Here is a 20,613-nt window from a genome sequence, read left to right as displayed (position 1 = left end):
CAAAACCGAAGGCGCGATTCGTGAAAGCGGAGTGCGCGGGACGCGCGCGCGCTCATAGTGCAGGCATATAGCGGATGCGAGGAGACGGACGATGACGGACGGGCAGCGATTCGAGGCGTGGGTGGACCGCACGGAGACCGCGGAAGACGACCTGAGCGCGTTCGGCCCGCACGCGCTCGCCGCCGCGCTCGGCAGCCCGCTGCGCTGCGCGGCGCTGCCGCCGCTGTGGCACTGGCTGTATTTCCTGCCGGTGTCGCCGCTCGCCGAAGCGGGCGCGGACGGCCTGCCGCGCCGGGGCGAATTCCTGCCGCCGATCGACCTGCCGCGCCGGATGTGGGCGGGCGGCCGGCTCAGCTTCGCCGCGCCGCTCGCGCTCGGCGAACGCGCGCGCCGCACCTCGACGATCACCGCGATCGAGGACAAGACGGGCCGCTCGGGCCGCCTCGTGTTCGTCACGGTGCGGCATACGATCGAGGTCGGCGGCGCGCCGCGCCTCGACGAGGAGCAGGATTTCGTCTACCGGGCCGCACCCGCGCCGGGCGAGACCGGCCCCGCGCCCGTCCGCGCGCCCGACGGCGCGCTCTGGCGGCGCACGGTCGAGGCCGATCCGGTGCTGCTGTTCCGCTATTCGGCGCTGACCTTCAACAGCCACCGCATTCATTACGATGCGCCCTATGTGACGCAGGAAGAAGGCTATCCCGCGCTCGTCGTGCACGGCCCGCTGCTCGCCACGCTGCTGGCGGACCTGGTGGGCCGCGAGTGCCCGACACGCCGGCTCGCCGAATTCTCGTATCGCGCGGTGCGGCCGACCTTCGCCGGCCAGCCGTTCACGTTGTGCGGCATACCGTCGGCCGATGGTTCGCAGGTCGAGCTGTGGGCGCAGGATCACGAGGGCTGGCTGACGATGCAGGCGACGGCGGCGCTCGACTGATCGACGCCCGCACGCAGCCATGCGGTTCACCGATGCCACCTTGCCGACCCTTGATCAGGAGCGTGCGCACGCGGCGCGATCCGAGGAGACCCCATGACCGATTGCCTGGAACACCCGAGCCGCGCGCTCGCGCACTTCGCGGCCGGGCTGCGCTTCGACGCGCTTCCCGTCGAGGTGGCCGAACGCGCGGTGAATCTCTACGTCGACTGGCTGGGTTCGGCGCTGGCCGGGCGCGGCGCGCGTCCGGTCGAGACGATCGCGGCGTTCGCGCGCCGCGCAGGCGGCAGCCCGCGGGGGGCCGGCACGGCCGACGTGCTGATCGACCGCACCCGCGCCGCGCCGTATTTCGCCGCGATGATCAATGGCGCGGCCTCGCATTTCGCCGAGCAGGACGACGTGCACAACGGCGCGGTGTTTCATCCGGCCGCCGTGGTGTTTCCCGCCGCGCTCGCGCTCGCCCAGGCGCGCGGCGCGAGCGGCCGTGAATTCATCACGGCCGTGGTGGCGGGCTATGAGGTCGGCATCCGCGTCGGGGAATTCCTGGGGCGCAGTCACTACAAGGTGTTCCACACCACCGGCACCGCGGGCACGCTCGCGGCGGCTGCGGCGGCCGGCCGCCTGCTCGGTCTGTCGGGCGCGCAGATGCTCGATGCGTTCGGCTCCGCCGGCACGCAGGCGAGCGGCCTGTGGGCGTTCCTGCGCGATGCGGCGGATTCGAAGCAGCTGCATACGGCGATGGCCGCGGCGAACGGCGTGATGGCGGCCGAGCTGGCGCGCGACGGCTTCAAGGGCGCGACGCGGATCCTCGAGGGCGCGCAGGGGATGGGCGCGGCGATGTCGTCCGATGCCGATCCGGCGCGTCTGGTGGACCGTCTCGGCGCGCGCTGGGCGATCGGGGAAACGTCGTTCAAGTATCACGCGTCGTGCCGGCACACGCATCCGGCCGCCGACGCGCTGCGCGCGGTGATGGCGCGCGAGGGCCTGAAGGCGGCCGACATCGAGGCCGTGACCGCGCACGTGCACCAGAGCGCGCTCGACGTGCTGGGCGCCGTCGCGGCGCCCGGCAGCGTCCATCAGGCCAAGTTCAGCATGGGCACCGTGCTCGGGCTGATCGCGTTGCGCGGCGACGCCGGCGTCGACACGTTCGCGCGCGACTACGCGGCGCCCGATGTCGCGGCGTTTCGCGAGCGGGTGCGGATGGTGCTCGACGACGAGGTGGAGCGCGCGTATCCGGCGCGCTGGATCGGCAAGGTCAGCGTGACGACCCGCGACGGCCGGGTGCGGACGGGGCGCGTCGACGAACCGAAGGGCGATCCGGGCAATACGCTGTCGCGCGACGAGATCGAGGCGAAGGTGCGGCGGCTCGCGGCGTTCTCGGGGGCGGCGTCGGATGCGGAGGCCGCGGCGCTCGTCGCACGCGCGTGGACGGTGGCCGCGCACACCACGATGGAGACCGTGTTGACGGAGACCCTCGCATGATGGCCGCATCACCGCGCGCGTGGCTGTTCGCACCGGGCCATCGCGCCGACCGTTTCGAGAAAGCGCGTGCATCGGGCGCCGACGTCGTGGTGTTCGACCTGGAGGATGCGGTGCCGCCGGACGGCAAGCCGGCCGCGCGCGCGGCCGTGGCGGCGCACCTCGATCCGGCGCGACCCGCCTGGGTGCGCGTGAATGCGCCCGAGACCGGCTGGTTCGCCGACGATCTCGCGGCGCTCGCCGCGCATCCGGGCGTGGCCGGCCTGCTGGTGCCGAAATGCGAGACGCGCGCGCCGCTGGCCGCGGCGCTCGAGCGCGCGCACGACGGTCTCGCGCTGATGCCGCTGATCGAGACCGCGCGCGGGATCGCGCGTCTCGACGTGATCTGCGGCGCGCCGCGCGTCGCGCGGGTGGCGTTCGGCACGCTCGATTTCCAGGTCGACCTGGGCATCGACGGCGACGGCGAGGAACTGGATCTGTTCCGCTCGCAGATCGTGCTGGCTTCGCGACTGGCCGGCATCGCCGCGCCGCTCGACGGCATTGCGACGGTCATCGACGATCCGGCGGAAATCGAGCGGCATGCGCGCCGTGCGCGCCGCTTCGGCTTCGGCGGCAAGCTGTGCATTCATCCGAGGCAGCTCGACGCGGTGCACCGCGCCTACGCGTGGAGCGAGGCCGAGCAGGCGTGGGCCGCGCGCGTGCTGGCGGCGCTGGCGGCGAGCGGCGGCGCGGCGGTCGCGGTCGACGGCAGGATGGTCGATCTGCCGGTCATTCTGAAAGCGCGCCGGATGCTCGGGCGCTGAGGCGGGGCGCGCCACGCGCCTTGCCCGCGGTGCGGGCGGAGAGGAAGGGCGCCTGTCGATATACCGCGCGGGGATGCGTGACGGCCGGTTTCGCCGACGCGCGGACCGGATGCGCGGGCGCCGTTTGACCGCATCCGATTCGTGGGTGACCGTTCCCGAAGCCGCTCGGTTGGTTCTCGCCTTGCCTGATGAGCGCGCTGGCGTCGCGCGCGCTCAGGCGTCATCGATCCGCATCCCGCAGCCGCGCCGACGAACGCGGCATGCTTCCGGATGCTTTCCGCCCATCCCGGGCAATCCCCCGAATTGACGCCGGTCGCCGACAGTTGCAGGATAAGCGGCGCATCCGGCGCGAAGCAGTCCTGCGCGTTCGCGCGTGCATGTGACGGCCGCATGTCAAGCCGACATGCCGCGTCGGGCTTGAAAGCCATCCGTCAAATCGTGAAGCGTTCCGCACCGGGGGGGCCGCACACGCACAGCCGCCGGGCCGATCGGCTCGCACGGCCGCCGCGCGGCGGTTCGTCAATTAGATAGTTTGCTATCGAATAATATTGCGATATCATCCCGCCCATGTCGAACCTGCATAACCTCCGTCGCACCGTCAGCAGCGAGCTGGTGCTGTCCGCGCGCAAATGGCGTCGCGTGAGCGACGGCGTGCTCGCGGCGTACAACGTGTCGGAAGCCTGCGCGGTGCCGCTCATCGTGGCGGGGCGGCTCGGCGCGGCGGTCAGGCAGGTCGAGCTGGCCGAGCAGGTGGGCATCGAGGGGCCGTCGCTCGTCCGGCTGCTCGACCAGCTGTGCGCGGCCGGCCTGATGCGGCGCGAGGCGGATCCCGACGACCGCCGCGCGAAGATCGTGGCGTTGACCGATGCCGGACGCGCGCTGACCGAACGCATGGAGGAAGACCTGCGGATGCTGCGCGCACGCGTGCTGAAGGGCGTGAGCCGGGCGGATCTCGAAGCGACGCTGCGCGTGCTGAACGCGTTCCGCGAAGCCGATCCCGTCGGCGTGGCGAATCTGCCGGCGCGCCCGTGACGCGCGATGGCTTATCCCACCCTCCGCGACTGGCTGTTCTCCGGCAAGACATTTGCCGCCGCGATGCTCGCGCTCTACCTCGCCCTGTATTTCCAGTTGCCGCGCCCGTACTGGGCGATGGCGAGCGTCTACATCGTTTCCAATCCGTTCGTCGGCGCGACGCGCTCGAAGGCGCTGTACCGCGCGCTGGGCACGGCGCTCGGCGCGTCCGCGGCGGTCTTCCTGGTGCCGCCGTTCGTCGAGACGCCGTTCCTGTTCAGCGCGATCGTCGCGCTGTGGTCCGCGACGCTGCTGTATCTCGCGATCTCGGACCGCACCGCGCGCAGCTACGTGTTCATGCTCGCCGGCTACACGATGCCGCTCATCGCGCTGCCGACCGTCACGGATCCGACCACGGTCTTCGACGTCGCGATCGCGCGCACCGAGGAGATCGTGCTCGGCATCGTCTGCGCGAGCGTGGTCGGCAGCGTCGTGCTGCCGAGCCGGCTCGCGCCGGCGCTGCTCGAACAGGCCGACGCCTGGTTCCGCGACGCGGCCTTCTATGGGCGCGAGACGCTGTCCGGGCGTCTCGCGGGCAAGGCCCTGTCGGCGTGTCGGCAACGCATGGCCGCCACCGTCAACGGGCTGGAGATGCTGCTGAGCCAGCTGGACTACGATCACGCGCCGTCGGAACTGCTCGCGCGCGCGGGCGCGCTGCGCGGCCGCATGCAGCTGTTTCTGCCGGTCGTCTCCGCGCTGGCCGATCCGTTGATCGCGCTGATGCGCCATCCGCGCTCGGGGCCGGCGGAGCTCGACGCGCTGCTCGCCGACGCCGCGCGCTGGTTCGACGCGCCGCTGCCGGCGCGCGCCGACGCCGATCGCGAGGATCAGGGCGACCCGGTCGCCGACGGCCTGCGCGCGCGGATCGCCGCGTTGCAGCCGGATTCCGCCGCGCTGGCGGACTGGGACGGCGCGCTGTTGTCGAACGCGCTGTGGCGTCTCCAGCAGATGATCGACGTCTGGCAGGACTGCCGGGCGCTGCGCGCGCTGATCGCCCGCGAATCGGGCGTCTGGCTGCCGCGTTACCGCCATTGGCGGCTGGGCGGCACCGAGCGCTTCTTCGATCGCGGCATGATGGCGTTCTCGACGCTCACGGTGGCCGCCGCGATCGTCGTCTCGTCCGCGCTGTGGATCGTGTCGGGCTGGCACGACGGCGCGGCCGCGGTCACGATGGTCGCGATCGCGTGCAGCTTCTTCGCCGCGCTCGACGAGCCCGCGCCGATGGTGTTCCGGTTCTTCGCGGCCACCTGCGTGAGCGTGCTGCTGGCCGGCCTCTATGTCTTCGTGGTGCTGCCGAACGTGCATGACTTCGCGATGCTGGTGCTGCTGTTCCTCGTGCCGTTCCTGGTGGCCGGCACGCTGATCGCCCGGCCGCGCTTCAACATGGTGGCGATGCTCGTCGCGGTCAACACGGCCACCTTCATCAGCATCCAGAGCGCCTACGAGGCGGATTTCTTCGTGTTCCTCAACAGCAATCTCGCGAGCCTCGCCGGCCTCGTGTTCGCGTACCTGTGGACGCGCACGACGCGTCCGTTCGGCGCCGAGCTGGCGGCGCGCCGCCTGCTGCATTCGAGCTGGGCGGACGTCGCGCGCGCGGCGCTGACGCCGCAGCTCGACGGACAGCGCGATCTCGCGTCGCGGATGGTCGACCGCGTCATGCAGCTGCTGCGGCGTCTCGCCGCGTCGGACGACCACCGCCATCCGTCGATCGACAGCTTTCGCGATCTGCGCGTCGCGTTCAACGCGCTCGACCTGCGCCGTACGCGCCGCAAGTTGCCGGACGACGTGACGGCCGCGCTCGACCGCGTGCTCGCGGGCGTGGGCGGGCACTTCCAGCGCTGCGCCGACAGCCGGACGCGCGAGCCCGCGCCCACCACCCTGCTCGACGACATCGACAGCGCGATGCGGCAGGTCGCGCGCGGCGCGCGCGCGGCCGGGACGGAGCCGGGCGCGGATCCTTCGGCGACGCCGGAGGCGCCGCCGCGGCGTTCGACCGTGAAGCAGCGCTGGCTGCGCGATACCCAGCACGCGCTGGTCGGCCTGCGGCTGTCGCTGTTTCCGGCGATGTCCGGCATCGGGCCGCAGGCGACGGAGGAGGCCGGAGCATGAGCACACGCGCCATGACACCACGCGGAGGCGGGCATGATCGGTGAAGTCGATGTGTTCGGCGTGTTCGTGCCCGCGCCGCTGTTCCTGATGCTGATCGCCTATCTGATCAACCTCGCGATCGGGCGCCTGCTCACCTGGGTCGGCTTCTATCGGCTGGTCTGGCATCGCTCCGTCTTCGATCTCGGCATCTACGTGTTCGTGCTGGCCGCGGTCATTTTCATTTCGCATCGCATGGTGGTGAGCTAACGTGAACGTCAAGCGCAGCGCAGTCTCCGTCGGCAAGATCCTGCTGACCCTGATCGTCGTCGCGGCGGCGGCGGTCGTCCTGTGGCGGATCGTCGACTACTACATGTTCTCGCCCTGGACGCGCGACGGCCACGTCCGCGCGGACGTGATCCAGGTCGCCCCCGATGTGTCGGGGCTCATCACCGCGGTCGAGGTCAAGGACGACCAGCCGGTCACGCGCGGCCAGGTGCTGTTCGTGATCGACCAGGCGCGTTACGCGCTCGCCGAGCGCCTCGCGCAGGCCGCGCTGCGGCAGCGTCAGGCGACGCTCGCGCAGGCGCGCCGCGAATACGCGCGCAACCTCGCGCTCGGCAACCTGGTCGCGCGCGAGGGGGTCGAGGAAAGCCGCACGCGCGTCGAGCAGGGCGAGGCCGCCGTCGCGGACGCGCAGGTCAGCGTCGACACCGCGCAGCTGAACCTGCAGCGCACGACCATCGTGAGCCCCGTCGACGGCTACCTGAACGATCGCGCGCCGCGCCGCGGCGAATACGTGAGCGCGGGGCGGCCGGTGCTGTCGGTGGTCGATCTGCACTCGTTCCGCGTCGACGGCTATTTCGAGGAAACCAAGCTGCGCGGCATCCATCTCGGCCAGCCGGTCGAGATCACCGTGATGGGCGAGCCGCGCCCGCTGCGCGGCCACGTGCAGAGCATCGTCGCCGCGATCGAGGATCGCGACCGCACGCAGGGCGCGAACCTGCTGCCCAACGTGAACCCGGCGTTCAGCTGGGTGCGGCTGGCCCAGCGGATTCCGGTGCGGGTCGCGCTCGACGAGGTGCCGGACGACTTCCGCATGATCGCGGGCCGCACCGCCACCGTCGCGATGCGCGAGCCGGCGTATGCCGGGAAGGCGGCGCCCGCTTCCGCGGGGGCCGCCCATGCGGGGGCCGTCCATACGGGGGCCGCTTCGGCGGCGCGCGCCGCCGGAGCCTCGCAATGACGCGCCGCCGGATCGCGCGCGCGTGCGCGCTGCTGCCGCTCGTCGCGGCGCTTGGCGCGTGCGTCACGGTGGGGCCGGACTATCGCACGCCGGACGGCGCGCTGATTCACGCGCCGCTCGCGCAGGGCGCCATCGCGGGCGCCGACCGTGCGCCGGTGTCGCAGCGCGCGCTGCCGGCGGACTGGTGGCGGCTGTACGACGATCCGCTGCTCGACACGCTCGTCAGGCAGGCCTTGCAGTCGAATACCGATCTGCGCGTCGCGGCCGCGAACCTCGCGCGGTCGCGCGCCGCGCTGGCGGTGGCCGATGCGCAGGGCGGGTTCTCGGGCGGCGCGTCGGCGGCGTTCCAGCGCGCGCAGGAATCGGCCGAGCAGTATCTGCTGTCGAGCAAGCTGCCGGTGGAGACCGAGGGCAGCCTGGGGCTCAGCGTGTCCTATGAGCTGGATCTGTTCGGCACGCTGCGGCGCGGCGTCGAGGCGGCGCGCGCGGACACCGAGGCCGTCGCGGCGGCGGGCGACCTCGCGCGGATCGCCGTGGTGGCCGACGTGGTGCGCGCGTATGTCGAATCGTGTTCCGCCGCCGAGGAGCTGGCCATCGCGCGGGATTCGGTCGCCCTGCAGCAGAAGCGCGTCGCGCTCACGCGGCAGTTGCGCGATGCCGGGCGCGGCAGCCAGTCGGAGGTGACGCGCGGCGTGACCCAGGTCCAGACGCTGGCCGCCGAGCCGCCGCGCTTCGAGGGGCGGCGGCGGGTCGCGCAGTACCAGCTCGCCGCGTTGCTCGCGCGCGCGCCGGCCGATCTGCCGGCGGGCGTCTTGCGTTGCGCCGCGCTGCCGACGCTGCGCCAGCCGATCCCGGTCGGCGACGGCGCGGCGCTGCTCAGGCGTCGTCCGGACGTGCGGCAGGCCGAGCGGCAGCTGGCGGCCGCGACCGCGCGCATCGGCGTTGCCGTGGGCGAACTGTATCCGTCGATCAGCTTCGGCGCGGGTGTCGGGTCGGTCGGCATCGCGGGCGATCTGCTGTCGTCGAAGACCAACCGCTGGTCGTTCGGACCGCTGATCAGCTGGAATTTCCCGGTGAACGGCCAGCGCGCGCGCGTGCGCGAGGCGGAGGCGGCGACGCGCGGCGCGCTCGCGAATTTCGACGGCGTGGTGCTGCGCGCGCTGCGCGAGACCGAGACGAGCCTCGCGACCTATGCGGCCGACACGCAGCGCGCGGATGCGCTGCGCGTCGCCTATGAATCCGCCCGACAGTCGGCCGACGAGACGCACCGGCTCTATCGGGCCGGGCGCGCGTCCTTCCTCGACGATCTCGATGCGACCCGCACGCTGACGAGCGTGCAGGCGCAAGTGGCGGCGGCGGACGGGCAGGTGGCCGTCGATCAGGTTCAGCTGTTTCGCGCGCTGGGAGGCGGGTGGGAGGGGGAGACATCCGGCGTGGCGACGCCCGGCGTGGCGACGCCCGGCGTAGCGACGCCCGGCCCGGCCGCATCCGGCGTGGGTGGGCCTGCCGCGGCGGCCGGGCGCGCGGACTGAGGCGCGCGTGCCGCGGCGGCGTCGATGGCCGCCGGCCCGAGCGTCGCGATGAGACGCTGGATGGTGCGCGGGCTGGTCAGGCCGAGCGCCGCGCCGACCGCATCGCCGGGTTCGCCGGCTTGCAGCGCGCGGCGCGCGCAGGTGTTGCGCAGCACGCGCGGGCTCATGTCCGGCAGACGGATGTCGAGCGCGCCCAGCGCGTCGCGGACGATCAGGCCGAGGGTGGCGTCGTTCATCGCGCCGCCGCGGGGCGCGGGGAACAGTCGCGCCGTCGCATCGGCCGCCGTGCTCGCCAGCCATTGACGCAAGGCCGGCAGCGCGAACGCCGCGAGCGCGACCTGACGCGCGGGCCGTGCGCCATGCGCGGGGATCTCGATGTACGGCGCGGAACCCGCCGGCACGAGGTGCGCGCGCCGCGCGACGCGCAATTCGTGGGCGGTGATGCCGGTCGCGAGCAGCAGCGCGGTGATCGCGCGGTTGCGTAGCGCGCGCGGCGCCAGCGCATCGAGTTCGCCGACGTGCTGCTGCAAACGCCGGTCGTCGTCGCTGGACAGGAACAGCGGATCGGGCTCCGAATCGGGCCAGCATGCGGCGAGCAGGTACGGCGCGACCGGATTGGCGTCGCGCACGTCCGTCTCGACCAGATGGCGGCACAGGCGGTCGAGCAGCTTCAGATAACGCAGGCGGGTGGTGGTGCCTGGCGCGCAGCGCGGCGCGAGGCTGTCGAAGAAGGCGTCGAGATGCACGGCCCCGAAGGTCGCGAGCGAGACGCGCTGCGCGCCGAGATGCCGATGGAAGTGCTCGAACATCGCCCGGTGCTGGATCACCGAGCGCGCGGCGAACGGCCGTCGGTGCGCGCCGACGGCGGCGGTTTCCTGCCAGCGCTGGTAGGCGTCGAGGGGCGTATGGAGCCAGGCATGTCGATCGGGCATCGCTACTTTATATACTGATTTCACGATGACGCAACCGAAACGCGAATCTTCGATTCGCGCGACCTTCCATGCCGGCAGGCGGCGCGTTGCTCGGGCCCGCCGCTTTCGTGCTAAGATGCATCACATTTGTAATGCACGAGGTGCGTGATGAAGACTGCCACCATGCCGGCGCTGCGTGTCGATCCGGAACTGCGCCAGGCGGCCGAAGCCGAACTGGCCGAGCATGAAACGCTGTCCGCGTTCATGGAAGAGGCGTTGCGCGATGGCATCGCGCGGCGTCGCCTGCAGCGCGAATTCGTGGCCCGCGGGCTGGCGGCGCGCGAGGAAGCGCGCCGCACGGGCGTCTACCATGACGCCGACGACGTGCACGACGAACTCGACGCGATGTTGCAGGCCGCCCGCGCCGCGAAGGCGGCCGGTTGAGCTATCGCGTCCGCTATACCCGCGCGGCGCGCGAGGACCTGGTCCGCTTGTACCGCTTCTGGCTCGACGAGGATCTCGACACCGCGGAACGGGCGCTCGCGACCATCCGCCAGAGCCTGACGATCCTGCAGACCTTTCCCTTCACCTGCCGCAAGGTCGATGCGCGCAATCCGTTCCTGCGCGAGTTGATCGTCTCGTTCGGCGCGTCGGGCTACGTCGCGCTGTTCGAGATCGAGGATGACCGGCAGGTCACGATCCTCGCGATCCGTCATCAGCGCGAAGACGATTACCACTAACCCCCCGAGTCACGGAATCGCTCACCGAGGCGGTCTCACCGAGGCAGGTCGCGGCGGCGCGTTCAGGCCGCCGGCACGCGCACGCTCATCGTCGTGCCGGCGCCCGGCGCGCTGCGCACGCTGAGCGTGCCGCCGTGCGCCTCGATGATCTTGCGGGCGAGCAGGAAGCCGAGCCCCGTGCCGGCGCTCGCCGTCGCATGCGCGCGGAAGTACGGCGTGCCGAGCCGGGCCAGCTCGGCCTCGTTCATGCCGACGCCCTGGTCGATGATGTCGATCACGCACGCGTGCGCGTCGCGCGTCGCGGTGACGGCCACGGGATGATGCTCGGGCGAGTAGCGCAGGCCGTTGACGACGAGATTGCCGATCGCGAGGCCGAACAGGGTCGGGTCCACGCGGCACGCGGTGTCGGGCGGTTCGATCCGGCAGCGGATGCGCGCGAGCGCGCGGCCGTCGTCGAGCGCGTCGAGCGTGTGGTGCAGGAACGCCTGCAGCCCGACCGGTTCGCGCGACAGGGCCGCCATCCGATAATCGAGCGCCTCCGAGACGAGGAACTTGTCCACCAGCGCGAACAGGCCGTCGGCCCGCGTGCGGATCTGGGCGAGGCGCTCGCGATCGGGGTCCGCGAGCGGCGCGAGCTTGAGGCCGAGCCACTGCGCCGCGCGCGAGATCGCGGCGAGCGGCGTGCGGAATTCGTGCGACAGCATCGCAACCAGTTGCCGTTGTTCGCCCGCGCGTTGCGCGGCGGCGAGCGCCGCCTGTTCGGCGCGCAGCTTGTCGTGCTGGATCTGCTTGACGCGCCAGGCAAGCGCGAGATTGAGCAGCAGCACGTGCACGAGCGAGCCGACCTGATAGCCGTTGAGGGTGATCCAGTTGAGCGGCACCGCCCCGACCGCCATGCCCGCCTGCAGGCCCGCGCTCAGCATGGCGCAGATGAACGCGAGGAAGTACAGGTACAGCAGCGGCTGCCGGGGTTCGCGCGCGATGCGCCACAGCACGATGCCCGGCAGCACCGCGAGCGTGAGCAGCGCCGCGGAACCGTTCGAGACATTGGCGAAGACCCGATAGGCCGGTGACACGACGCTGAACATGCCGGGAATCAGCAGGCCGGCCCAGACCATCATCGTGCGGTGCACGCGGGGCATGTGGCGGCCCAGGTCGAGGAAGCGGTCCCACATCAGGATCGCGGTCAGGGTGCCGGTCATCGAGCCGAGCCCCGTCAGCGCGACCAGCCAGCGCGGATCGTCGGGCGCGAACACGACGGCCGCATAGCCGTTCAGCGTCAGGTACGACACGAACAGCGTGACCACGTACATGGCGTAGGCGAGCAGCGACGCGTCGCGCAGCCAGCTGCCCAGCAACGCATACATGACGATCGACAGCAGCAGCATGCCGAAGTAGCCGCCGTAGGCGAAATTGCCGCGCGTTTCCTTGCCGATGAATGCGTCGGGATCCCACACCTCGCCGAAGAACGACAGCGTGCTGATCGAGGCGACGCGCACGTAGAGCGTGCGCGGCTGCGTGTCCGGCAGATGCAGCCGCAGCGTGTGCAGGCGGGTCGGCAGCGGCCGTTGCGCATAGGGCACCGTGCGTCCCAGCCGGACTTCGCTGAAGCCGCCCGCCGCTTGCGGCAGATAGACGCGGACGTCGTCGAGGTAGGCCTGCCCGAGTTCCAGGACCCAATCCGCGCGCGCCTGCGCCGTGCGCGCGACGGTGACGCGATACCACTGGGCGGCGGCGCTGTAGCCGCCGGTGCTGAAGCCGGGCAGTGGCGCGAAGGCGGCCGTGCGGGCGATCTCGTCCACGCCGAGGCGGCCGTCCGGATCGATGTGGCGCGCGAGGTGGCCGGCGAGCGTGGCCTGTCTGGTGTCGGCCGTGAGCACGAGCGGCGGCGCGACGGCCGCGGCGCGGCACGCCGCGGCCGGGAGCAGCAGGCACAGCGCGAGCCATCCGACGCACTGCGCGAGCGATCGGACGGCGCGTGAGCGCGCGCCGCGCATCACGCCGGTCCCGGCATCGGGACCACGCTGCCCGGCGCCGCGAACAGGTAGCCGAGCCCGTAGCTCGGCCGGATCGGGAATTCGAGCCCGGCCGCGTGGCGGACCTTGCCGCGCAGGCGGCGCACGCAGTTGTCGAGGTTGCGCAGGCTGGACAGGGTTTCCTGCTTGCCCATGCTCGCGAGGAGATCGCTGCGCTCGACCGGCGTGCCCGCGCGCTCGAACAGCGGCCGCAGGAAGGCCGCTTCCGCCGGCGTGATCGCGATGCGCGTGCCGGCCGGCGTGGTGAGCAGGCAGACGTGCGGCGTCAGCGTCCAGTGGTCGGCCGCGGGCGCGGCGGCTACCGGTGCGCCGGCCGCCGGTGCGCCGGCCGCCGGATCGCCGGCCGCCGGTGCGTGCATCGCGTCGCGCCGCCGCAGCACGGCGCGGCAGGTCGCCTCGATCACGTCGAGCGAGGCGTTCTTGGCAAGATAGGCGTCGGCGCCGGCCGTGAGGCTGTCGACCTGGGTGTGCGTCGAGTCGAGGCTCGTCAGCATCACGATGCCGATGTCGGGTCGGGTGCGATGCAGCCAGCGCGCCGTCTCCACGCCGTCCGCGCCGGGCAGCAGCACGTCGAGCACGACGAGATCGAGGCGCGCGGTCGTCACGCCGAGTTGTAATGCTTCGGCGCTATGGTAGCCGCGCGCGTCGAAACCCCGGCTGCACAGGAAATCCACCAGGTCGTCGCACAGTCCCACGTCGTCTTCCACGACGGCAAGGCCGGGCGCATGGATGCGGCTCGTCAAGATCGACTCCTGGAGAGGTGGTGGAAGGGGGGCGAAATGTAGCAAGATCCGGCCGGCTCGTGGGGAAAAGCCGCTGCGGCGAAGCCGCGGGCGCACCGGTCGAGCGGCGGGGCGCGGCGCGGCCGCGACGGGGCACGATACGGCGCCCGGCGCGCGCGACGGATAGGCGCGGCGGCGCGCGAACGCGCCGCCGCAATCCGCGCCCGGGCGGGCGCCGGCTGGCCGACGACAGGCCCGTTGCCCAAGGCGGGCCGAGCAGGATGACACCTCTCGCGCAGCGTCATACGATGTCCTTCGTCCCCATAGCGACCCGTCTCGGCGGGCCGTTCGCCGTCGGCGGTGGTGGCCGACAGAATTGGACAGAATTTAGCAAAAAAAGAAGCTCGCGGATCGCGATTGTTGACGTTAATTTATGCGGCCGTTGTGAACGACCAAGGATACAGATGACGCGGACAGGACGATGGGCAGTGACGCTGACGACGCTCGCGCTGAGCATGGCGCTGAGCGCGTGCGACGGCGGAGAGGGCGTGCGCGCCGCGACCGCGTCGCGGGCGGCGGACGCGCCGTCGCCGTCGCCGTCGTCGTCGCGCCGTCTCGCGCCGTGGGATGCGCGTGCGCCCGTCTGGCCCGACGAGCACTGCCGCCGCTGCACGGTCGCGGCGGCGATCCGGTCGCGCTATGCGCCGGCGGCGGGCGCCGCTGCGCCGGGCGTGGGGCCCATGCGCTCGCCGCTGCCCGGGGGGCGCGCCGGCGTGTTGCGCGCGCAGGCGCAGTGGGAGACATGATCGGGTACGCGTCCGAGCTTGGGCGCGATGGGTGGCGTGAGCGCGTCCCACGGGGCAGGCCGACGATAAATGCCGGTCGACATCCATGCGCTGGTGCAACACCCGGATCACGTCCAGCGAGTGCGCCGTTTCACGATGGAACACCCGATGCGAACCGACCGGGTAGCGCCGATAGCGCGCCGGGATTACAGCGAGAGCCGGCCTCACGCTGTTCTCGAAGCGTCGGCGCCAGCGGAATTCGCCCGGCAACCGGGGATTTCGGTGGGGCCGGCTGGCGCTGAAACGCCGCAAAACTCACCCTGGATCAGATCCAGGATTCCTAAAGCGGATCAGCCAGGCGCAATTCGTGAATCAGGCCGATGAGCGCACGCAGGCGCGCTGGCACGAAGCGATGTCCCGAGTAGTACAGCCTCAGTCCGCCGAACGACGGACACCACGGAACCAGCAAGGGCACCAGCGCGCCGGTCGTCAACTCTTCCTCGATCAACCATTCGGAGAGGAAGCCGACACCCAGTCCCAGTAGTACGGACTGCTTGATGGCCGACAGCTCGTTGAGCGCGAAGCGCACGGGTAAATCCATCTGCAGTTTCTGGCCGCTCTTCTCCAGTTCCCAGCGGTAGATGCCGCCGTGCGACATGTGCATGCCGATGCTCTGGTGCTGGAGCAGGTCGCGCGGGTGCATCGGGATGCCGTGGCGATCGAGGTAGTCGGGCGTGGCGACGACCAGCATGCGGAGGTCGCGCGACAGCGGCACGGCGATCATGTCCTGCGGAACTGACTCGGCCAGACGAATGCCGGCGTCGAAGCCATCGGCCACGATGTCGATCATGCGTGATTCGCTCACGATGTCGATGCGTATCCCGGGATAGCGCTGCGCGTACGCCAGGAAAAGCGGCTCCAGCAGCAGGGTGGCCACACCCTGCGGGGCGTTGATGCGCAACGTGCCGCTGGGCAGATCCGGGCCGGTGCCGGCTTCTTCCCCCGCGCTCTGGATTTCGGCGAGCGCCGGCGCAATACGCTCCACATAGCGCTGCCCCGCGTCGGTGAGGGCCACGCTGCGCGTCGAGCGGTTGAAGAGGCGCACCTTCAGGCGCGCCTCCAGCCCGGCCACGGCGCTGCTGACGGCGGTGGTGGACATGCCCAGCGCTTGCGCCGCGCCTCGAAAGCTGCGGCGACGCGCGACGGCCAGCACCGCTTCCAGTTCGGTCATGCCGGTTCGGTGCATGGATTGTCCTGATTTTCCGGATACATCATCAACAATAAGGCGTCTTTTCAGAACAGTAACACTTTCCTAGACTGCGTTGCATTCCCCCTCTCGAAGAGATCCGCCATGCAACGTGTTGAGCACCTCTACATCAACGGCGAATTCGTCAAGCCGCACGGCCAGGAATGGTTCGACCTGCACAACCCGAGCACCGAGGAAGTCATCGGCCAGGTGCGGCTGGGCGACGCGCAGGACGCGCAGCGCGCCATCGCGGCGGCCCAGGCCGCCTTTCCCGCCTGGTCGCGCACCACGCGCGAAGCGCGCATCGCAGCCTTGCGGCGCATGCACCGGGCCGTGGCGGCACGCGAAGAGGAACTGATGGAAGTCATCCTGATGGAATACGGCGCGCCGACGACGCGCGGGCGCTGGATGGCAACCTATCCGGCCGCGGTCATCTCCGAGGCCATCGACGCACTGGCGTCCTTCGCGTTCGAGGAGCAGGCCGGCGAAGCCACGGTGATCCATACGCCCGTGGGCGTCGCGGGCCTGATCACGCCCTGGAACAGCAATGCGGGCTTCATCTGCAACAAGCTGGCCACCGCGCTGGCGGCGGGCTGCACCGCCGTCATCAAACCCAGCGAGATGAGCGCCTTGCAGACGCAGGTCGTGGCCGAGGCCTTGCACGAAGCGGGCCTGCCCCCGGGCGTTTTCAACATCGTCAATGGCCGTGGCGATGTCGTCGGCGAGGAGATCGCGCGCCACCCCGGCGTGGCCAAGATCTCGTTCACGGGTTCATCCGCGGTGGGGCAGCATCTGGTGGGCGCCGGCGCCGCCACGATGAAGCGCGTGACGCTGGAGTTGGGCGGCAAGTCGCCGACCGTGGTGCTGGACGATGCGGATTTTGCCGCCGCCATGCCGCTGGTGCTGATGGCGGGCTTCATGAACAGCGGCCAGGCTTGCATCGCGGGCACGCGCATCCTCGTGCCGCGCGGCCGCCTGGCCGAGTTCGAGCAGGTCGCAAAGGAGGCGGTCTCGCACGTCCGCTCCGGCGACCCACGCCTGCCCGACACCGACATCGGCCCGATGGTGAGCAAGAAGCAATGGGAACGGGTGCAGCGCTACATTCGCATCGGGCAGGAAGAAGGCGCGACGCTGCTGGCCGGCGGCGAAGGTCGGCCCGAGGGGCTGCACGCCGGATGGTTCGTGAGGCCCACGCTCTTTACCCGAGCCACGAACCAGATGCGCATCGCGCGCGAGGAAATCTTCGGACCCGTGCTGACCATCATCCCCTACGCGGACGACGCCGATGCGATCGCCATGGCCAACGACACGCGTTATGGTTTGAGCGCCCTGGTGCTGGGCACGAACCCCGAACGGTGCGAGCGTGTGGCACGCCAGATCGATGCGGGCCGAGTGCTCGTCAACACCTTGACCCACGAGCCGCGCGCACCCTTCGGCGGTTTCAAGCATTCGGGGCTCGGGCGCGAAATGGGGCGCTGGGGCATGAGTGCGTACTTGGAACCCAAGGCCCTGCTGATGAGCGCGGGCCGAGTTTAGCAAGCAAGCGTTTTGCCCGACGCGCTCGCGGGACATCCGTGCATGTCTCGTGCGGCGCCGCGCTATCGGGCTTCTCTACCGGGTGCCGCGGCTGCCACGCCTGAATTCATCGGCCCCAGTGGCGAAACGCCGGGGCCGATTGACCCTGATCCAAGCGTCGGTCAAGGGTTCAAGGGGTCCAGCGCCTGCGACTATCAATGAAACACGCATCATGCCCGGCGTGTTTTGTAATCTTTTGTCTTCCACGGACCTTCTTATTCCGTTGCAAAAGATTACGAAGTATATTCGGCGATAGATTGCGCCGGTGCCGAACCGGATCGCAATCCAGTGTGCTGCAGGCGTTGACACAGGGCAGATCGATCGGACGGTCTCGATGGGATCAGGCGAATTGCCTTCCCGCGCGGATTGATCTGGACGACTGACTGTCGCGACGGCGACCGTGGACGAGCATGTGTCGAAGAACACAGCTTGTTTATCGACGATCCATAAACAACAGGGCCATCCACCATGACTTTCTTCACATAGCACGCCGTCGTTTCTCCCCGTCAAAAATTACGATTTTCCGCTGAACTCGATCGGCGAGGGAATGCTGTTGCCGTTCGCATGAACGCGAGCGCACATGGCAGTCGCGCATCGAATAGGTCGGCGGAGGGATCTCGCCGTCTATCGAGCCGATGATCGGCTCCGGTATGGATTGCCGTCCAGCAACGGTCACGTCGAGCAAAGTCCGTCCGGGAATCGCTCGGGACGCCGTTTCCGGCGCGGCGGCGCGCGTCTGAGCGTCGCGCACGGGCTGCCGATACGTGCGCGAACGGTCTACCGCGCCTGATCAGCCAGGCCGAGCGTCTCCGAAAATCGCCATGCCTTCATCAACGATATCGCTTCAAATAAAATAGGAATCCTCAGCATGAAAAATATTATCTTGACGTGCGCAGTCCTGGCGGCATGGGGCTGTGCGTCGCTCGCCCAGGCGGCCGACACGGCCGGATTCTGGCACGAGGTCCCTGCGTCGGCGTCGGCGGCGCTGGCGGGGCGCGGTGCGACGTCATCCGTGCCGTCTTCCTATCGCGCGGTGACGCTGGACCTGGGTCATCTCAAGACCGAACTGTCGGCGCGCGCCGCGACGACGACGGCGCTCGGGCAGGGCAGCGTCCTCGCGCTGCCGCTGCCGGAAGGCGGGATGACTTATTTCACGCTGACCGAGTCGGACGTGCTGCCGCCCGCGCTGGCGAAGCGCTATCCAAGCCTGAAGAGCTACAAGGGCGTGGACGACAAGGGCCGCCGCGCCCGTGTCGACATCACGCCGCAGGGCCTGCAAGCGGCGGTCTATGGCGACAAGGACGGCGTATGGCTGGTGCAGCCGGCCGTGCAATTGTCGGGGCGGGCGAACAAGGCCAGCGACAGCGGCGACGTGTATTGGTCCTTCCGGCGCGCAGCCTTGCCGGGCGTCTCGCCGTTCAATGAGGACGGCTTCGACAAGAACCTGCTCAACGGCGCCCGTGTACAGAAGCGGACGAGCCGAGCAGCGCCCGGCAGCGCGACCGGCGCGCGCGCGGGCGGCAACGTGATGTACGAATACCGCCTGGCGATGGCCGCGACCAGCACCTACACCAAGAGTTTCGGCGGAACGGTCGTCGATGGTCTTGCCGCGGTCGCGACCATGGTCAACCGGATCAACGAAATCTACGAGAACGACCTGGGCGTGCATCTGGCGCTGGTCCCGAGCGAGGACAAGATCATCTACACGGAAACGCGCACCGATCCATACGCGGGATTGTCTCCCGGCACCGACGCGATCAACGACAAGAACGTGAAGAACCTCGCCAAGGTGATCGGCAACAAGAACTTCGACGTCGGTCACGTGGTGGCGGGGGACGGCACCGGCGGCATGGCGTCGATCGCCAGCACCTGCCAGGACGACAGCAAGGCCGCGGGAAGCACCGGCCGTCTCGATCCTGTCGGCGACGCGTTCGCGGTCGACTACGTCGCGCATGAACTCGGCCATTCGTTCGGCTCGTATCACTCGTTCAACGCCAGGCGCAGCACGCCGGAAGAGGATGCGGTCGAACCCGGGGAAGGGTCCACGATCATGGGTTACGCAGGCGTGTATGGCGGCATCATTTCCTATCAACCGCATACCGATCCGTATTTCAACAGCAGCAGCGTCGGCATGATCCACGATTGGATCGCGAGCGCGGGCGGCAGCTGTGCGAAACGCACGCTCAACAAGAGCGGCGCGCCGTGGCTCGATCCGGAATCGCTGGTGCCGCCGGACGCGTTCACGACGGGGCGCGCGCATTACTCGGTGCCGGCGCGGACGCCATTCACGTTGAAGGCGAAGGCCGCCAAGGGCAGCGGCGCCAGCGTCCTGACCTATACCTGGGAGCAGTTCGATTTCGGCCCCGAGCAATTTGGCGAGCTGAAGGACGACGGCCAGGGACCGATCTTCCGTTCGTTCAAGCCGCACGCCGAACCCGAGCAGACTTTCCCGCACCTCGCGGCCGTGCTGGGCGACGAGCCGCTCGGCAATGGCGAGGTTTATCCGGTGACCAATCGCAAGCTCAGTTTCCGCGTCACGGTCCGGGACAACGTCGCGATGTCGCAACCGCTCGGTGTGGGACCGAATACCGCCACCGGCAACATGTACCTGAACGTGGTCGATACCGGCGGCGCTTTCGCGGTCACCGCGCCGAGAGCGAAAGTGAAATGGGCGGCCGGCTCCGGTCAGACCATCGCGTGGAACGTGGCGAAGACCGACGCCGCGCCGATCGCTTGCGCGAATGTCCGATTGGATCTTTCGCTCGATGGCGGCTACAGTTATCTGCCCGATCCGCTGCTGGCCAGCGTACCCAACAACGGCGCGGCCAAGGTCACGTTGCCGACGGTCGCGTCGAACAAGGCGCGTGTCCGGGTAAGTTGCACGGACAACGTGTTCTTCGCGGTCACGCCGACGGTTTTCACCATCGCCAAGTAACGCCCATGCAGGGTGGCGGGGTTGCGCGCGCGGCGGCGCCCCGCCAATGTTTCGCCGCGTTCGACGGACCGGGCCGATGGCCCGAGCGCGGTCCGTGCGCCGTAGCATGGGCGTTCGACGCGCGCATCGAGCCGGGCGCCGGAGCGGTTCCCGGCGCGCATGAGGCGCCGCCGAGGCGTCGCCCGCATGCGCGGCGCGGGTGGCGTCGCGCCAACCCGGAAAGCGCGGTTCGAACGCGCACATCAGTCCGTCGTTCCAGTCCGTCGTTCAGCTTGCCGAGCGCGGCGAGCAGCAGAAGCGCGCCGAACACCAGATCGGGGCGGCCGGTTTCCCGTCTGTCGCTCAGCGGGAAGCCGAGGCCGTGCGCCGCGGCGAGGCAGCGGCGGGCCGGACGGCCGCTGCGTGGGCGGCGATCGGGGCAGGGGCGAAGGATGGGCATCGCCGCGCGGTCGCCGCTTGCGGCGCAGCGGCCTGCAAGGGCGCGACGGCCGTGCCGTCGGCATGGCGTCCGCGATGCAT

Annotated in this window: 16 protein-coding genes and 2 pseudogenes; 13 read left to right on the top strand and 5 right to left on the bottom strand. The window is 70.2% G+C overall.

All coding sequences use genetic code 11. From position 1 onward, the window contains the following. Window positions 1–91: 91 nt before the first annotated feature. The 8 genes from AC1RQF_RS09585 to AC1RQF_RS09550 all read left to right on the top strand — a co-directional run bounded on the left by AC1RQF_RS09585 (window position 92) and on the right by AC1RQF_RS09550 (window position 9,144). Complete coding sequence (locus AC1RQF_RS09585) at window positions 92–931, top strand: HTD2 family dehydratase (RefSeq protein WP_492871891.1); 840 nt, start codon at window positions 92–94, stop codon at window positions 929–931. Between the two features lie 93 nt (window positions 932–1,024). Next, window positions 1,025–2,410, top strand: a complete 1,386-nt coding sequence (locus AC1RQF_RS09580) for an MmgE/PrpD family protein (protein WP_492871890.1) — start codon at window positions 1,025–1,027, stop codon at window positions 2,408–2,410. After that, on the top strand, window positions 2,407–3,210 hold the full coding sequence (locus AC1RQF_RS09575) for an HpcH/HpaI aldolase/citrate lyase family protein (RefSeq protein WP_273995192.1): 804 nt from the start codon (window positions 2,407–2,409) through the stop codon (window positions 3,208–3,210). Before AC1RQF_RS09580 ends, AC1RQF_RS09575 begins: the two co-directional genes overlap by 4 nt. Window positions 3,211–3,777: 567 nt before the next feature. Then, a complete protein-coding gene (locus AC1RQF_RS09570; RefSeq protein WP_492871889.1) occupies window positions 3,778–4,242 on the top strand; it encodes a MarR family winged helix-turn-helix transcriptional regulator in 465 nt (154 codons plus the stop codon). 6 nt (window positions 4,243–4,248) lie between these two features. Next, on the top strand, window positions 4,249–6,390 hold the full coding sequence (locus tag AC1RQF_RS09565; protein ID WP_492871888.1) for an FUSC family protein: 2,142 nt from the start codon (window positions 4,249–4,251) through the stop codon (window positions 6,388–6,390). 33 nt (window positions 6,391–6,423) lie between these two features. Continuing rightward, window positions 6,424–6,636 (top strand): DUF1656 domain-containing protein, encoded by a 213-nt coding sequence (locus AC1RQF_RS09560; RefSeq protein WP_273995188.1) that lies wholly within the window; start codon window positions 6,424–6,426, stop codon window positions 6,634–6,636. Window position 6,637: 1 nt separating this feature from the next. Beyond that, window positions 6,638–7,612 (top strand): efflux RND transporter periplasmic adaptor subunit, encoded by a 975-nt coding sequence (locus tag AC1RQF_RS09555; protein WP_492871887.1) that lies wholly within the window; start codon window positions 6,638–6,640, stop codon window positions 7,610–7,612. Continuing rightward, window positions 7,609–9,144 carry an efflux transporter outer membrane subunit gene (locus AC1RQF_RS09550; RefSeq protein ID WP_492871886.1) on the top strand — a complete coding sequence of 512 codons (1,536 nt, stop codon included), beginning with the start codon at window positions 7,609–7,611 and terminating at the stop codon, window positions 9,142–9,144. Before AC1RQF_RS09555 ends, AC1RQF_RS09550 begins: the two co-directional genes overlap by 4 nt. A 65-nt stretch (window positions 9,145–9,209) precedes the next feature. Here the strand turns inward: AC1RQF_RS09550 and AC1RQF_RS09545 are convergent. Further along, window positions 9,210–9,953, bottom strand: a pseudogene (locus AC1RQF_RS09545) (tyrosine-type recombinase/integrase); the annotation flags it as partial. Window positions 9,954–10,223: 270 nt separating this feature from the next. Here AC1RQF_RS09545 and AC1RQF_RS09540 point away from each other — a divergent pair. Beyond that, on the top strand, window positions 10,224–10,499 hold the full coding sequence (locus AC1RQF_RS09540; protein ID WP_252987571.1) for a YlcI/YnfO family protein: 276 nt from the start codon (window positions 10,224–10,226) through the stop codon (window positions 10,497–10,499). Further along, window positions 10,496–10,795, top strand: coding sequence for a type II toxin-antitoxin system RelE/ParE family toxin (locus AC1RQF_RS09535; protein WP_252987572.1), 300 nt, complete (start codon window positions 10,496–10,498; stop codon window positions 10,793–10,795). The genes AC1RQF_RS09540 and AC1RQF_RS09535 overlap by 4 nt, the downstream gene beginning before the upstream one ends. A gap of 62 nt (window positions 10,796–10,857) precedes the next feature. Here AC1RQF_RS09535 and AC1RQF_RS09530 read toward each other — a convergent pair whose 3' ends face one another. Both AC1RQF_RS09530 and AC1RQF_RS09525 read right to left on the bottom strand, forming a co-directional pair. Next, window positions 10,858–12,792, bottom strand: coding sequence for a sensor histidine kinase (locus AC1RQF_RS09530; RefSeq protein ID WP_273995179.1), 1,935 nt, complete (start codon window positions 12,790–12,792; stop codon window positions 10,858–10,860). Beyond that, window positions 12,792–13,574, bottom strand: a complete 783-nt coding sequence (locus AC1RQF_RS09525; protein WP_273995178.1) for a response regulator transcription factor — start codon at window positions 13,572–13,574, stop codon at window positions 12,792–12,794. Before AC1RQF_RS09525 ends, AC1RQF_RS09530 begins: the two co-directional genes overlap by 1 nt. Window positions 13,575–14,041: 467 nt before the next feature. Here AC1RQF_RS09525 and AC1RQF_RS09520 point away from each other — a divergent pair, with 467 nt between their 5' ends. Then, window positions 14,042–14,359, top strand: a complete 318-nt coding sequence (locus AC1RQF_RS09520; RefSeq protein ID WP_492871885.1) for a hypothetical protein — start codon at window positions 14,042–14,044, stop codon at window positions 14,357–14,359. Between the two features lie 319 nt (window positions 14,360–14,678). Here the strand turns inward: AC1RQF_RS09520 and AC1RQF_RS09515 are convergent, their stop codons facing one another. After that, on the bottom strand, window positions 14,679–15,569 hold the full coding sequence (locus AC1RQF_RS09515; protein WP_492871884.1) for a LysR family transcriptional regulator: 891 nt from the start codon (window positions 15,567–15,569) through the stop codon (window positions 14,679–14,681). Window positions 15,570–15,689: 120 nt separating this feature from the next. Between AC1RQF_RS09515 and AC1RQF_RS09510 the strand changes: the two genes are divergently transcribed. Together AC1RQF_RS09510 and AC1RQF_RS09505 are read left to right on the top strand one after the other, a co-directional pair. Then, window positions 15,690–17,120: an aldehyde dehydrogenase family protein gene (locus AC1RQF_RS09510; protein ID WP_492871883.1), complete on the top strand. Its 1,431-nt coding sequence runs from the start codon at window positions 15,690–15,692 to the stop codon at window positions 17,118–17,120. A gap of 907 nt (window positions 17,121–18,027) precedes the next feature. Continuing rightward, window positions 18,028–20,094, top strand: coding sequence for a reprolysin-like metallopeptidase (locus AC1RQF_RS09505; protein ID WP_492871882.1), 2,067 nt, complete (start codon window positions 18,028–18,030; stop codon window positions 20,092–20,094). Between the two features lie 205 nt (window positions 20,095–20,299). Here the strand turns inward: AC1RQF_RS09505 and AC1RQF_RS09500 are convergent. Beyond that, window positions 20,300–20,482: pseudogene (locus AC1RQF_RS09500) on the bottom strand (ABC transporter permease); the annotation flags it as partial. Window positions 20,483–20,613: the final 131 nt, after the last annotated feature.

This window comes from Burkholderia sp. GW821-FHT14F03 (genome assembly GCF_058803765.1).
The sequence above is the reverse complement of the archived record's forward strand: the minus strand, read 5'-3'. Positions and strand labels throughout refer to the sequence as shown.

Bases quoted from the DNA above. Each gene is read 5' to 3' on its own strand.
- AC1RQF_RS09585 (WP_492871891.1), top strand. From the start codon at position 92: ATGACGGACGGGCAGCGATTCGAGGCGTGGGTGGACCGCACGGAGACC.
- AC1RQF_RS09580 (WP_492871890.1), top strand. From the start codon at position 1,025: ATGACCGATTGCCTGGAACACCCGAGCCGCGCGCTCGCGCACTTCGCG.
- AC1RQF_RS09575 (WP_273995192.1), top strand. From the start codon at position 2,407: ATGATGGCCGCATCACCGCGCGCGTGGCTGTTCGCACCGGGCCATCGC.
- AC1RQF_RS09570 (WP_492871889.1), top strand. From the start codon at position 3,778: ATGTCGAACCTGCATAACCTCCGTCGCACCGTCAGCAGCGAGCTGGTG.
- AC1RQF_RS09565 (WP_492871888.1), top strand. From the start codon at position 4,249: ATGGCTTATCCCACCCTCCGCGACTGGCTGTTCTCCGGCAAGACATTT.
- AC1RQF_RS09560 (WP_273995188.1), top strand. From the start codon at position 6,424: ATGATCGGTGAAGTCGATGTGTTCGGCGTGTTCGTGCCCGCGCCGCTG.
- AC1RQF_RS09550 (WP_492871886.1), top strand. From the start codon at position 7,609: ATGACGCGCCGCCGGATCGCGCGCGCGTGCGCGCTGCTGCCGCTCGTC.
- AC1RQF_RS09540 (WP_252987571.1), top strand. From the start codon at position 10,224: ATGAAGACTGCCACCATGCCGGCGCTGCGTGTCGATCCGGAACTGCGC.
- AC1RQF_RS09530 (WP_273995179.1), bottom strand. From the start codon at position 12,792: ATGCGCGGCGCGCGCTCACGCGCCGTCCGATCGCTCGCGCAGTGCGTC.
- AC1RQF_RS09515 (WP_492871884.1), bottom strand. From the start codon at position 15,569: ATGACCGAACTGGAAGCGGTGCTGGCCGTCGCGCGTCGCCGCAGCTTT.
- AC1RQF_RS09510 (WP_492871883.1), top strand. From the start codon at position 15,690: ATGCAACGTGTTGAGCACCTCTACATCAACGGCGAATTCGTCAAGCCG.
- AC1RQF_RS09505 (WP_492871882.1), top strand. From the start codon at position 18,028: ATGAAAAATATTATCTTGACGTGCGCAGTCCTGGCGGCATGGGGCTGT.